Source organism: Variovorax sp. GW821-FHT09B01, from assembly GCF_059418345.1.
This window is the reverse complement of the sequence record NZ_JBWKPQ010000002.1, coordinates 524256-537545: the sequence shown is the minus strand read 5'-3', so window position 1 is coordinate 537545 and position 13290 is coordinate 524256. Positions and strand designations below refer to the sequence as shown.

13 protein-coding genes are annotated in these 13290 nt (G+C 69.9%); 8 read left to right on the top strand and 5 right to left on the bottom strand.

From position 1 onward, the window contains the following. Positions 1-3 precede the first annotated feature (3 nt). The gene (locus tag AC07RV_RS09600; protein ID WP_296782622.1) at positions 4-162 is read right to left on the bottom strand and encodes a hypothetical protein; all 159 of its coding nucleotides are present in this window, start codon (positions 160-162) and stop codon (positions 4-6) included. Between AC07RV_RS09600 and AC07RV_RS09595 the strand changes: the two genes are divergently transcribed. Then, on the top strand, positions 161-1072 hold the full coding sequence (locus tag AC07RV_RS09595; RefSeq protein WP_296782623.1) for a hypothetical protein: 912 nt from the start codon (positions 161-163) through the stop codon (positions 1070-1072). The two genes, AC07RV_RS09600 and AC07RV_RS09595, sit on opposite strands and share 2 nt — an antisense overlap. Before the next feature lie 7 nt (positions 1073-1079). On the opposite strand, the gene AC07RV_RS09590 is transcribed toward AC07RV_RS09595, so the two are convergent. From AC07RV_RS09590 to AC07RV_RS09580, 3 genes are read right to left on the bottom strand one after another with little or no spacing between them, the layout of a single operon-like run. Then, positions 1080-1940, bottom strand: coding sequence for a YbgC/FadM family acyl-CoA thioesterase (locus AC07RV_RS09590; RefSeq protein WP_296782624.1), 861 nt, complete (start codon positions 1938-1940; stop codon positions 1080-1082). A 34-nt stretch (positions 1941-1974) separates the two neighbouring features. After that, positions 1975-2937 carry an alpha/beta hydrolase gene (locus AC07RV_RS09585; protein WP_296782625.1) on the bottom strand — a complete coding sequence of 321 codons (963 nt, stop codon included), beginning with the start codon at positions 2935-2937 and terminating at the stop codon, positions 1975-1977. Between the two features lies 1 nt (position 2938). Beyond that, a complete protein-coding gene (locus AC07RV_RS09580) occupies positions 2939-3820 on the bottom strand; it encodes a 2-keto-4-pentenoate hydratase (protein WP_296782626.1) in 882 nt (293 codons plus the stop codon). An 83-nt stretch (positions 3821-3903) separates the two neighbouring features. On the opposite strand from AC07RV_RS09580, the gene gbd reads away from it, so the two are divergent. The 7 genes from gbd to AC07RV_RS09545 all read left to right on the top strand — a co-directional run bounded on the left by gbd (position 3904) and on the right by AC07RV_RS09545 (position 12922). Further along, positions 3904-5040, top strand: a complete 1137-nt coding sequence (gene gbd, locus AC07RV_RS09575) for a 4-hydroxybutyrate dehydrogenase (protein ID WP_296782628.1) — start codon at positions 3904-3906, stop codon at positions 5038-5040. A 166-nt stretch (positions 5041-5206) separates the two neighbouring features. Further along, the gene (locus tag AC07RV_RS09570) at positions 5207-7552 is read left to right on the top strand and encodes a type VI secretion system Vgr family protein (protein WP_296782629.1); all 2346 of its coding nucleotides are present in this window, start codon (positions 5207-5209) and stop codon (positions 7550-7552) included. 12 nt (positions 7553-7564) lie between these two features. Then, positions 7565-8002 (top strand): hypothetical protein, encoded by a 438-nt coding sequence (locus tag AC07RV_RS09565; protein ID WP_093341969.1) that lies wholly within the window; start codon positions 7565-7567, stop codon positions 8000-8002. Positions 8003-8016: 14 nt separating this feature from the next. Further along, the gene (locus tag AC07RV_RS09560) at positions 8017-10674 is read left to right on the top strand and encodes a DUF2169 family type VI secretion system accessory protein (RefSeq protein ID WP_296782631.1); all 2658 of its coding nucleotides are present in this window, start codon (positions 8017-8019) and stop codon (positions 10672-10674) included. Next, positions 10671-11804, top strand: a complete 1134-nt coding sequence (locus AC07RV_RS09555; protein ID WP_296782633.1) for a pentapeptide repeat-containing protein — start codon at positions 10671-10673, stop codon at positions 11802-11804. Before AC07RV_RS09560 ends, AC07RV_RS09555 begins: the two co-directional genes overlap by 4 nt. After that, the gene (locus AC07RV_RS09550) at positions 11801-12490 is read left to right on the top strand and encodes a DUF3540 domain-containing protein (RefSeq protein WP_296782635.1); all 690 of its coding nucleotides are present in this window, start codon (positions 11801-11803) and stop codon (positions 12488-12490) included. The genes AC07RV_RS09555 and AC07RV_RS09550 overlap by 4 nt, the downstream gene beginning before the upstream one ends. 45 nt (positions 12491-12535) lie before the next feature. Next, the gene (locus AC07RV_RS09545) at positions 12536-12922 is read left to right on the top strand and encodes a DUF4150 domain-containing protein (protein WP_093341975.1); all 387 of its coding nucleotides are present in this window, start codon (positions 12536-12538) and stop codon (positions 12920-12922) included. Between the two features lie 22 nt (positions 12923-12944). On the opposite strand, the gene AC07RV_RS09540 is transcribed toward AC07RV_RS09545, so the two are convergent. Then, entirely contained in the window at positions 12945-13259 is a 315-nt protein-coding gene (locus tag AC07RV_RS09540) for a YciI family protein (protein ID WP_296782636.1), read from the bottom strand. Between the last annotated feature and the right edge of the window lie 31 nt (positions 13260-13290).

Below are 13290 nucleotides of genomic sequence, written 5' to 3'. Positions count from 1 at the left end.
CAATCAGTGAGGCGTTTTGGGCTTCCAACGCCCGTCGTTCGGGCGCAAGGCGCTATCTTTCAGATAGCGCCTTTTTTTGTGCGTCTTTCTTAACCCCGTTGCCGCCGGTGCGCCGTAGAAGCCTGCACCGATCACTTCCGGCAAGGAAAGAGAGACCTCCATGAACCGCAGATTCTTCTCCACCGCCCTCGCGCTGGCCGCGCTCTCGGCCTGCACCCAGACCCCGGCGCGCCCCTACCTGCCGCCCTCGCCCGTCGACCGCCTCGGCGGCTTGATGGAAGTCAGCGTGGTCGACCGCGCCACCGGCCGCGAGCTGCCGATCTACCGCGCCAACGGCGAGTACTGGGTGGCCGGGCGTCCCGGCGCGCGTTATGCGCTGCGGCTGCGCAACCGCATGGGCGAGCGGCTCATGACCGTGATGTCGGTCGACGGCGTCAACGTGCTGACCGGCGAAACCGCGGGCGTGCAGCAGAACGGCTACGTGCTCACAGGCGGCGAGCGCACCGACATCGCCGGCTGGCGCAAGAGCGATTCGCAGATCGCGGCCTTCGAGTTCACCGCCAACGGCAATTCCTATGCGAGCCGCACCGGCCGGCCCGACGAGGTGGGCGTGATCGGCGTCGCGGTGTTCCGCGAGCGCGCGGCACCGCCGCCGCCCGTGCCGATGCCCTTTCCGCGCCGCGACGGCTACAGCCGCGAGGAGTCGGCACCGCGCGGCGATTTCGAGGCCCGCAACAAGTCGATGGCGCCGGCGCCGGGAACCGCGCCCTCGGCCGACAGCGCGGCCCCCGCCGAATCCTCCGCCATGGCCCAGTCGCGCAGCCAGCCCGCGCCCAGCCTCGGCACCGGCCATGGCCGCCGCGAGACCTCGTACGTCGGCCACACCACCTTCGAGCGCCTGCGTTCCTCGCCCGACGAGGTGGTGCGCATCCGCTACGACAGCCGCGAGAACCTGGTCGCCGCGGGCGTGATCCCGGCCAGCCCGGCGCCGCGCTGGCCGCGTCCCGCGGGACCGTCGCCGTTCCCCGAATCCGAGGCGGGCTACGTGCCCGATCCGCCGCCGCGCTACTGAACGACGCTCAGCGCAGCGCGCGCCGCATCTCGATGTGCGGAATGTCGGCCTCGACGAAGGGCTCGCCGTGCACCGCATAGCCGAGCCGTTCGTAGAAGCGCTCGGCGCTGCGCTGCGCATGGAGCGCGATCTCCGCATCGCCGCGCGCCCGGGCCGCGGCCTCGAGCGCCTGCACCACCGCCACGCCGTGGCCGCCGCTGCGCAGCGCACGATGCACCGCGATGCGGCCGATCATCGAGCGGCCGTCCTGCGCCGGCAGCAGCCGGCCGGTGGCGATCGCCTGGCCCAGCCGGTTGCGCACCACCACGTGCGGCACGGCCGCGTCGTGGTCATCCCACTCCATCGCCTCGGGCACCTTCTGCTCCTCGATGAAGACCGCGCGCCGCAGCGCCGCCGCGCCCTCGCCGAGCGTGGCCCAGTCGCCGGTGTCGATCGCGCGCATCGTCTCGCCGGCCTCGAAGCCCTCGAGGATCGCGCGCAGCGAGGCCGGCACCGGCTTCGAGGTCTGGGTGGCCGGGTCGGCGAACACGTAGACCAGTTCGCAGCCGACCAGGAATTCGCCCTGGCGGAACAGCCCGCCCTCGAAGGTCATCGACGAGGTGCCGATGCGCGCGCAGCGCATGCCCACGTCGATCACGTCGTCCATGCGCGCCGAGCCGCGGAAATCGATGGTCGCCTTGCGCACGTAGAGATCGCCGCCCAGCGAATGCATCGCTTCCTCGTAGGGCAGCGCGAGCGCGCGCCAGTAGTCGGCGATGGCGGTGTCGAAGTACATCAGGTAGTGCGCGTTGAAGACGATCTTCTGCATGTCGACTTCGGCCCAGCGCACGCGCAGGCGGTGGAAGAAACGGAAATCACTGCGTTGCATTCTTCTTGTCTCCAGGGGAAATGAAATCGGGTCGTCAGGGCCGCAGCGCGTCGCGCAGCGCTTTCGCCGCATCGTCCTGCGCCTGCAGCGCCTCGGGCACCGCGCGGCCCATCTTGAGGAACTCGTGGATCACGCCGCGGTAGATCTCGAGGTCGACCGGCACGCCCGCGGCGCGCAGCTTGTCGGCATAGGCGATGCCCTCGTCGACCACCGGGTCGCACTCGGCCAGCGCGATCCAGGCCGGTGCCACGCCGTCCACGTCGTCGGCGATCAGCGGCGCGAAGCGCCAGTCGTCGCGGTCGGCCGGGCTGCGCACGTACTGGCCGAAGAAGTAGTCGATCAGCGCCTTGGTCAGCAGCGGGCCCTGGGCGTAGCGGCGGTGCGACTCGGTGTCCTGGTGGCCGGTGGTGCCGGGATAGATCAGCATCTGCAGCGACAGCGGCAGGCCCGCGTCGCGCGCGAGGATCGCGCAGACCGCGGCCAGCGTGCCGCCCGCGCTGTCGCCGCCGACCGCGAGCCGAGCGGGATCGAGGCCCAGGCTCGCGCCCTCGCGCGCTACGAACGAGAAGGCATCCCAGGCATCGTCGGAAGCGGTCGGGAACTTGTGCGCGGGCGCGAGCCGGTAGTCGACCGACACCACGGCGCAGCCGCTCTTCTTGCTGAGCACGCGGCACAGCGTGTCGTGGGTGCGGATGTTGCCGACCGTGAAGCCGCCGCCGTGGAAGTACACCAGCACCGGCAGCACCTCGGCCGAGGGCGCGTAGAGCCGCGCGGGAATCGCATGGCCGTCGCGCGCGGCGATCTCGAAGTCCTCGATGCGCGCGAGCTCGGGCTTGGGCACCTCGAGCACGCCCGCGCCGCGTTCGTACGAGGCCTTGGCCTCGTCGGGCGTGAGCTGGTCGAGCGAGGGGTGGCCGGCGCGCGCCATGCGCTCGACCACGCTGGCCATCTTGGCGGTCAGCGGATGGGGAAGTTGTGCGGTGGGATTCGTCGTCATGTCACTTGAAGGAAACGACCACGGGCTGGGCGCGCGCCAGGCCTTCGTAGGTCACGAGCACCGTCTGCCCCGCCTTGGGCGGCAGCAGCGGCGAGAAGGAACCGAGGCTGATGAGGTCGCCGGGCTTCATGGCGATGCCTTCCTTGGCGAGGGCGCCGGCCAGCCACACCACGGCATTGAGCGGATGCTCGAGGATGTCCGAGCCCTTGCCGCGCGCGAGTTCGTTGCCGGCGCCGTCCTTCATCACCACCGTCATGTCGCGCAGGCTCTGCAGCAGCACGGCCTGGCCCGCGCTGTCGGCGGGCACCTCGATCGCCACGCCCTTGACGCCCAGGCGCGCCGCCACGTTGATGGCCGCGAGGCCCGGGCCGCCGAGCTTGGGCGGGGTCTGCACCGCGAGATCGGGCAGCTCGATGAAGGGGATCACCTGGTCGATGGCGGCGAGCACTTCGGCCGGCGTCTTCGCGGCGTTGATGTCGACGCTCTTCACGCGCACCAGCATGTCGGCCTCGAACAGCGGACGCGCGCCGAAGGCAGCATCGACCACCGCGCCGGTGTCGAGCACCATGTCGCGGTAGAGCACGCCCCACACCGGCTGGTCATAGTTGAAGCGCTTCTGCACCGCGGGATTGGTGAGCCCGGCCTTGTAGCCGACCACCGGGCCGTGCTTGCGCGCATGCAGCGCATTGAGCTTCGCGCGCGTGCAGGAGGCATCGGTCTCGCCCATGTTCTCGATGTCGGCCGCGGGCCGGTGGGCCTCGAGCGCGGCCGCGAAATCAGCGACCTGTTCGTCGCTGAGGCAGGCGGCCAGCGCCGGGGCGGCGGACAGCGCGGCGATCGCTGTGCCGAGCGCGACAGCGGCAAGGGTTTTCTTCGTGTGCAAGGTGTCTCCCTCCTGATAGTTTCGGTAGATTCGATGGTCCGCCATCGTACTGCCCGCAAGCTCCGGAACCCCTCCCCCACCCCATGGCCCTCATCCAATACCTGACCCAGATCCAGTTCGAATTCGGCGCGGTGAAGCTGCTGTCGAGCGAGTGCGCGCGCATCGGCATCAACCGCCCGCTGATCGTGACCGACGCCGGCGTGCGCGCGGCCGGCATCCTGCAGAAGGCGATCGACGCCATCGCCGACCTCGAGGTGTCGATCTTCGACCAGACCCCGTCCAACCCGACCGAGGCCGCCGTGCGCGCGGCTGTCGAGCTCTACCGCAGCGGCCGCTGCGACGGCCTGATCGCCGTGGGCGGCGGCTCGGCCATCGACTGCGCCAAGGGCGTTGCGATCGCAGCCACGCACGAAGGTCCGCTCAAGACCTACGCCACCATCGAGGGCGGCTCGCCGAAGATCACAGACCGCGCGGTGCCGCTGATCGCGGTGCCCACCACCAGCGGCACCGGCAGCGAGGTCGCGCGCGGCGCGATCGTGATCGTCGACGACCACCGCAAGCTCGGCTTCCACAGCTGGTTCCTGATGCCCAAGGCCGCGATCTGCGACCCCGAGCTCACGCTCGGCCTGCCGCCGCGCCTGACCGCCGCCACCGGCATGGACGCGATCGCGCACTGCATGGAGACCTTCATGTCGGCCGCCTTCAACCCGCCGGCCGACGGCATCGGCCTCGATGGCCTCGAGCGCGCCTGGGGCCACATCGAGCGCGCCACCAAGGACGGCAGCGACCGCGAGGCGCGCCTCAACCTCATGAGCGCCTCGATGCAGGGCGCGATGGCGTTCCAGAAGGGCCTGGGCTGCGTGCACTCGCTGAGCCACAGCCTCGGCGGCGTCGATCCGCGCCTGCACCACGGCACGCTCAACGCGCTGTTCCTGCCCGCGGTGATCCACTTCAACGCCGGCGCCGAGTCGGTGCAGAAGGAACAGCGGCTGCAGCGCATGGCGCAGGCCATGCACCTCGATTCGGCCGGCGACCTCGGCGATGCGATCCGCGACATGAACGCGCGCCTGGGCCTGCCCAAGGGCCTGACCGAAGTGGGCGTGACGCCCGCGCTGTTCGAGCAGATCATCGACGGCGCGATGGCCGACCACTGCCACAAGACCAACCCGCGGCTGGCCACGCGCGACGACTACCGCGCGATGCTCGAAGCCTCGATGTGAGGCCGGGCCGGGGCGTCGACCCCGGCCTTATAAACAGTTCGTCTTAAGCGCGCGGTCTTAGCGCGCCGCATGCGCCATCGCGTCATGTCGATGACATGAGGGCTTCCTAGACTGGCCTCGACGACCCGCACCCGCCGGGTCCTTCGAGAACAGGGAACACCTTCGAATGACGCGAACCATCCGGGTCCACACCGCACTGAGCGCCGAGCAGTTGAAGTTTCGCGCGATGCGGGGACAGGAAGGCCTCTCCCGACTCTTCGAGTTCGAGGTCGACATGGTCAGCACCAGCTTCAACCTCGACCTGAAGACGCTGCTGGGCACCTCGCTGAGCATCGAGGTCTCGGACGATGCCGGCCCGCGCTTCCTCAACGGCACCGTGGTGCGCTTCGAACTGCTGGGCCGCGCCAACGAGACCGGCCGCCACTACGTCTACCGCGCGCTGGTGCAGCCCTGGCTCTGGTACCTCACGCGCACCACCGACAGCCGCATCTTCCAGAACCGCAGCGTGCCCGAGGTGCTCGACGAGGTGCTCGGCAAGTACGGCTTCGAGTACGAGAAGCGCCTGAGCGGCAGCTACCGCAGCTGGGAGAACTGCGTGCAGTACCAGGAGAGCGACTTCGCCTTCGCGAGCCGCCTCATGGAGCACGAAGGCATCTCCTACCACTTCGAGCACAGCAACGGCTCGCACCTGCTGGTGCTGGCCGACGATGCCGGCGCCTACCGGCCGCTGCCCGGCTACGCCAGCATCCCGTACCGGCCGCGCGACCGCGTGGTCGATGCGCTCGAGCCCTGCATCGACCGCTGGCGCGTGGCCGAGCAGATCACCTCGGGCCGTGTGATGCTCGACGATTTCGATTTCCGCAAGTCGCGCGCCTCGCTGCAGAGCGTGCAGCAGGACCCCAAGGGCCACGACCATGCCTCGTACGAGGTCTACGAATGGCTGGGCGGCTACAGCGAGCACCAGCAGGGCGACACCTATGCGCGCATCCGGCTGCAGGAGCTGCAGTGCGCGCACGAGCTGGCCGCGGGCCACACCAACGTGGCGGGCATGGCGCCCGGCTACCTGTTCTCGCTCACGCATTGCCCGCGCGAAGCCGACAACCGCGAGTACCTGGTCACCGAGACCCGCTACGACCTGCAGGAGCCCGAGTACTCGAGCGGCGGCAGCGCCGAATCGGTGTGCGAGTTCGACTTCAGCGTGCTGCCCTCCTCCGTGGTCTACCGGCCCGCGCGCAAGACGCCGCGCCCGCGCACCAACGGCCCGCAGACCGCCACCGTGGTCGGCCCGCAGGAGATCTGGACCGACCGCTTCGGCCGCGTGAAGCTGCAGTTCCGCTGGGACCGCTACGGCCAGGCCGACGAGAACAGCTCCTGCTGGGTGCGCGTGTCGAGCAGCTGGGCCGGCGCGAACTTCGGCACCATGCACATGCCGCGCGTGGGCCAGGAGGTCATCGTCGACTTCATCGGCGGCGAGCCTGATCGGCCGATCATCACCGGTCGCGTCTACAACAGCGACCAGATGCCGCCGTGGGAACTGCCGGCCAACGCCACGGCCAGCGGCATCCTCACGCGCTCGAGCGAAGGCGGCGCGGCCAACCAGGCGAACATGCTGCGCTTCGAGGACCGCACCGGCGCCGAGCAGATCCTGCTGCATGCCGAGCGCAACCTCGACGTGGAGGTCGAGGCCGACGAGACCCACACCACCGACGGCACCCGCACCACGCTGATCAAGGGCCACGAGTCGGCCACCTACCAGGACGGCGAGACGCGCGACATCACCGCGGGTGCCCAGGAAACCATCACCGGCGGCGACACCCGCGACGTGACCGGCGGCTTCAACGAGACCATCAGCGGCGGCGTGAACCAGCGCATCACCGGCGGCAAGAACCGCAACCTGGCCGGTGGCCTCAACGACACCATCACGGGCGGCGTGAACCTCGCGATCACCGGCGGCTTCCACGGCACCATCGATGGCCAGGAGATCCGCTTCGTGAGCGGCGGGCGCAACGACACCATCAACACCGTCAACAACGTGACGGTCAACGGTCCCTCGACCACCATCGTGACCGGCCCGACGGTGCACACCTCGCCCGACGTGACCTTCAACACCACCAACCACATCCACAACACGACGCAGCACGTCATCAACACCAACGTCTACAACACGACCTCGACCACCTACAACAACACGACCAACAACTACACCAACAACTCCACCGTCTACAACAACAACTACGCATCGAGCGGCGACTGGCGGCTCGCGCGCGTGGGCGGCGTGGGCTTCCGGCTGAGCCTGGTGGGGATGTCGCTGGACGTGTGGGGCGCGCGGCTGCAGTACTACGCGGCGCTCAATGCGCAGCTCGCGACGGTCAAGATCGACGTGGCCATCTTCTCGCTGAAGAACGCGCCGCTGAAGATCAGCACCACGGGCCTGAAGATCGCCCAGAAGGGCATGCTGATCGCGACCGGCGGCCTGGCGGCGAAGTTCAAGGTGCTGACCCTGGTGGTCTGACGAAGCGAACGAATGGAAATCCTGCTGTGGATCGTCTTCGCGGTGCTGATGGGCTCGATGCTGCTGGTGGCGGTGTCGGTCGTGGTCGTGGCCACGCGCGAGAACCGCGCCTATTCGGCCGAGGCCAAGACCTGGGAACGGCTGGCGCAGACCGGCATTCCCGCGCAGGCCGTTGTGGAGTCGCTCAAGCGTTCCGAGAATGAACTCTCGCGCGGTGGCTCGCAGGGCCAGACCGTGTATGCCGTGGAGCTCGCGCTGCGCGTGATCGGCACCGACGCCATCGTGGACGAGCGCCCCGCCATCGTGCGCACGCTGATCGACGAGGGGCTGCTGCCGCAGTTCGCGGTGCCCGGCAAGCCGGTGCACCTGCTGCGCGATCCGAACGACGCCTCCATCTTCGCCATCGACCGCGCGCGCACGCCGCTCGAGATTCCGCGCGCCTCGCACTGAGCGCGCGTCCCTCCGTGAAAACAGTCAAACCCCTGCGGCTGAGCGTCATCACGCGCCCGTTCCTGCGACAAGGCCACCAGCGCCTGGCGCTCACGGTGATGGGCATGGTGTCGATGGACGAGCAGCCGGTGCTGCTGCCCGAGACCGAATTCTGGAAGACGGTCTCCGAGGAGCTCGGCCCCACCGGCGCCATCGACCTCGGCATGCCCAAGGCCTGCGCCGAGTTCCTGGCCACCGGCCATGCCTACACCCATCACCAGCCCGAGAAGACAGCCTGCGCGGTCGAGCTGCGCGTGGGCGCGCTGGCGCGCCAGCTGGTGGTGTTCGGCGACCGCTACTGGGTCGACGGCGGCGCGAGCGCGCCGCAGCCCTTCGAATCGATGCGACTGGACTGGAGCCGTGCCTACGGCGGCCCGGCCTTCGCCGACAACCCGCTGGGCATCGGCCAGCAGCCCGAACTCGTGAACGGTTTGTGGGTGCAGCGGCTGCCCAACGTCGAGCATCCGCGGCGCCGCATCGATCATCCGGGCCGGGCGATGGAGCCGGCCTGCCTCGGCGCGATCGACGTGAGCTGGCCCGCGCGCATGCGGCTGATCGGCAGCGACTGCGGCGCGCACTGGCGCGAGCACCTGTTCCCCGGCTTCGCGCAGGACATGGACTGGCGGCTCTTCAATGCCGCCGCGCCCGAGCAGCGCTGGCCCCAGGCCGACCGCATCGCGGGCGGCACGCCCTACGAGATCTGGAACATGCACCCCGCGCAGCCCGTGCAGCGCGGTCGGCTGCCCGACTGGCGCGCGCGCGGCTTCGTGGCGCGCAAGACGCAGGCCGGCAGCGACGAGCCCGAACACTTCGACGAGCTCGAGCTGCGGCTCACCACGGCCTGGTTCTTCCCGCACCGCGAACAGATCGCGCTGATCTTCCATGGCGAGACCGCGATCGCCGAAGACGACGCCGCCGACATCACGCACCTCATGCCCGCGATCGAGCGCGCCGCCGATGCACCGCGCCCGCTGGCCCACTACCTCGAGATCCTGCAGCGCCGCAGCGACCCCGAGACCGGCGCGCTCCATACCTTCCGCGACGAGGAACTGCTGCCCGCCGAGACCATCGGTCCCTGGATCGACCAGCTCGAGGAAGAGGAATCGCCGCTGGTGCGCAACATGCGCGAACGCGCGCGCGTGCTGCGCGAGGACCTCGCCGACAAGGGCGTGGCCGCCGGCCACAAGCCGCGCCACTTCAAGGAACGCGCGGTGCCCGAGCCCTTCACCAGGCGGCCGAGCCTCAGCGAACTGCCCGCGTTCATGGAGCGCGCCAAGGCCTACGAGCGCGAACAGTTGCAGAAGCTCGAGGACGGCCGCCGCGACCTCGCGCGGCATGCGAAGGCCAACGCGCCCGAGTCGCGCAAGGTCGGCTTCGACACCGGCGAGATGGTCGACGGCGCACAGCGTACCGAGGTCAAGGGCCCGCCGGCCTTCGATGCGAAGACCGTGATGCAGGGCCTGCTGGGCATCGCGCCCGCCACGCGCAGCCCGCAGATGCCGCCCGAGCAGCAGCGCGCGCTCGAGCAGGCGGCCGAGAACGGCCGCCGCGGCCTGATCGACATGTACCGGCTCGGCGCCCAGCACCAGAGCGCGGCCGATGCGATGGACGATGTGCGCGCGGCCGAGGCGCGCGAACGCGTGCTGCAGCTCATGGCGACCACGCGCGATCTCTCGGGCCTGGACCTGACCGGCGCCGACCTTTCCGGCATCGACCTGCGCGGCGCGAGGCTGCACCGCACCCTGCTCGAGAGCGCCTCGCTCGCGGGCGCGCAGCTCGACGGCGCCGATGTCACCGAGGCGGTGCTGGTGCGCGCGAACCTCGCGCATGCCTCGCTGGCCCACTGCGTGCTCGACCGCGCCAACCTGAGCCTCGCGCGCTGCGAGCGCACCTCGTTCGCGCACGCCCGGCTGTCCGAAACCACGAGCGAGAAGAGTCGCTTCGAGCACTGCGATTTCGGCGGCGCGCGGCTCGCGCAGCTGAACCTGTTCGGCATGCACTTCGAGGGCTGCCGCTTCGACGATGCGCACTTCGACTACGTGACCGTGCTCGAAGGCAGCCGGCTCGTGGACTGCAGCTTTCGCGGCGCCACGCTGCACAAGTTCGGCCTCATTGCCTGCGAGGTCGAAGGCCTGGACTTCGCGGGCGCTTCGCTCGAAGCCTGCGCCTGGGCCCACACCGTGGCCGACCGGCGCGTGAGCTTTCGCGGCGCCACGCTGCGCACCACCTGCTTCGTCGGCACCAGCAGCCTGCGCACGGTCGATTTCGAAGGCGCCACGCTGGTCCATTGCAGCCTGCGCGAGATGCAGCTCGAGGGCGCGCGCTTCGTGCGCGCCACGCTCGACACCTGCGATCTCTCGGGCTGCGTGCTGACCGGCGCCGACCTGAGCGCCATCGATGCCCCCGACAGCCTGTTCATCCGCGCCGACTTCACGCAGGCCTCGCTGCGCGGCGCCAACCTCATGAATGCCCATCTGCAGAAATCCCGCCTGCTTTCCTGCGACCTGCGCGAAGCCAACCTGTTCCGTGCCGACGTCTCGCAGACCGTGATCGACACGGTGACCGACACCCACGGCGCCTACCTCGAACAGGCCAAGACGCTGCCGCGCCGCGCGGCGGACCCGGTGCAATGACGCCGGAAACCCTGGCCCTGAAACTGCGCGGCGGCGAATTCATCGAGCGGCAGGACTTCCAGGGGATGCGATTCGATGGCTTGGACCTCAGCGGCGGCGCCCTGCGCGACTGCGATTTCTCCAACGCCAGCCTGCGCGGCGCGAAGCTCGCCGAATCGGCCTTCGATGCCTGCCGCTTCGACGGCGCCGTGCTCGATGCGGCCGACCTGCAGCGCGCGGGCTTCCATCGCTGCAGCCTGGCACGCGCGAGCCTGCGCGGCGCCACGATGAGCCGCGCGGCCTTCAGCGACTGCGAGTTGCACGAGATGGATGCCGCCGAGGCCCGGGCCGATCTCGCGGCCTTTCACCAGAGCCGGCTCGATGGCGCGAGCTTCGCGGGGGCCGAACTCACGAAGGCCGTGTTCGGCGAATCGAGCCTGGCCGGCACCCGCTTCGACGCGGTGGCGCTGAACACCACCGTCTACTACCGGGCCGCGCTGCGCGGCGCGCGCTTCACGGGCGCCAGCTTCCACAACGTGATCTTCAGCGAGGCCGATCTCGCGGGCCAGGACTTCTCGGGCCAGCAGTTCCGGCTCTGCCAGTTCATCGATGCCGACCTCGGCGGCTGCAACTTCGACCGCGCGACGCTGGTCCAGTGCAACTTCAAGGGCGCGAAGCTCGCGCGCGCGGTGCTCACCGCGGTGCATGCGCCGCAGTGCCTGTTTCCCGAGGCCGACCTGCGCCACGCCGATGCGCGCGGCGGGCATTTCGACCAGAGCCTGTGGGTCGGTGCGCGGCTCGACGACGCCGACCTGTCCGATGCGCGGCTCGAGCAGTGCGTGTTCCACCGCGCGCAGTGCCGGCGCACCTCGTTCGCGCGCAGCCGGCTCGTGTATGCCGACTTCGCCTATGCCGACCTCGGCGAGGCCGACCTGCGCGGCGCCTTCTTCGAGCGCACGCAGATGCACCGCGCGTTGCAGTCCGGCACCCGATGGGGCGACCGCGGCGGCGTGCTCGACAGCGACCCGGCCCTGTTCGAGGCCGAACGCTTCTCGGCCGCGCGCCAGGACCGCCCGCAACGCGCGGGCCGCGACGGTTTCGGCCGGCCGCTGCCTTCCACTTCCGACGACCTCGAGGACCTCGCACCATGAGCCCCGCCGCCCTGCGCGAACGCGCCTCTTCCCCCGCATCTTTTCCCGCCGCGCACGACGCGCCCGACATGCAGACCTTGCTGCGCCGTCCGCTGCCCGCGCCCGCCGCCTGGACCGGCAACGCCCTCGGCACCGTGCTGCAGGCACTGCACGGCGATGCCTTCCTCGTCGAGGCACAGGCCGGCGGCGAACGCTGGCAGTGCCCGCGCGCCGCGAGCTGCCTGCTGCAGCCCTCGGTCGGCGACACGGTGCTGGTGGCCGGACCGCGGCGCGACCAGGCCTACCTGATCGCCGTGATCACGCAGGCCGATCCCGCACAGGCGCGGCTCGCGGTCGACGGCGTGCTCACGCTGCAGGCCGGCACCCGGCTCGAACTGGCCGCGCCCGAACTCGATCTGCAGGCACGCAAGGCGCAGCTCGAGGTCGGCGAGATGGACTACCGCGGCGGCGAAGTGCGCATCACCACGCTGATCGCGCGCTTCGTCGGCCGCACCTGCGAGACCGTGCTCGACCGGCTCAGCGTGCTCACGCGCTCGAGTTTCAGGCTCACCGAGGAGGTCGAGCAGGTGCGCGCGGGGCAGATCGACTACCAGGCGGAAGAGACCCTGCGGCTGCATGCGAAGAACACGCTCGTGAGCAGCAAGGGACTGGTCAAGGTGGATGCCGAGCAGATCCACATGGGCTGACCCGCGCCATCGACCATCGACGACAGCCAGAAAGGAACAGCCACCATGTTCGCCAACGCACAGATGATGGGCGTCGACCTCGCCTTCCCCGACGTCTGCAAGACGCCGCCGGCATTGCCCATCCCCTACCCCAACTTCGCGCTGGGCCCGACCGCGATTCCCAACGCCTGGAACATCCTCTACGGCGGCACGCCCGCCCACAACATGGCGACCGTCACGCCGATCACCAACGGCGACAACGCGGGCGTGCTGATGGGCGTGGTCTCGCAGACGGTGATGGGGCCTTCGCGCCACATCACGGGCGCCTTCACCGTGCTGCTCAAGGGCACGCCGTGCACGCGCATGACCAGCCTGTCGGTGCAGAACCGCTGCAACATCGTCGGCATGCGGATCGTGCCGAGCCAGTTCAAGGTGCTGGTGCTGGCGGCCTGAGCCGCTGACAAGGTGTGATGCCTCAATCCGCCGGGGCGGACGGCGCAGCGAACCAGTCCTCGGCCCAGGGCTGGCGCTTCACCGGCTGGAACTCGCTGAAGGCGAAGCGCGCGAGCTGTTCGCGGCTGAACGGGTCGTCGAGGAAGAAGGCCTGCAGCTGCTCGAGCGACTCCGCGCGCGCCAGCATGAAGCCGCCGGTGGCCGGCACTTTCGGGCCCGAGCACAACAGCAGGCCGACGTCGTAGCCCCGTTGAAGGTAGGCGCGGTGCGCGGGCACGGATTCCTGGATGCGTGCCAAGGGCACGAGGTAGTCGATCTCGACGATGAAGTGCTTCATGAACGGCGGGCAAGCACCCGCCGTGCCAGCG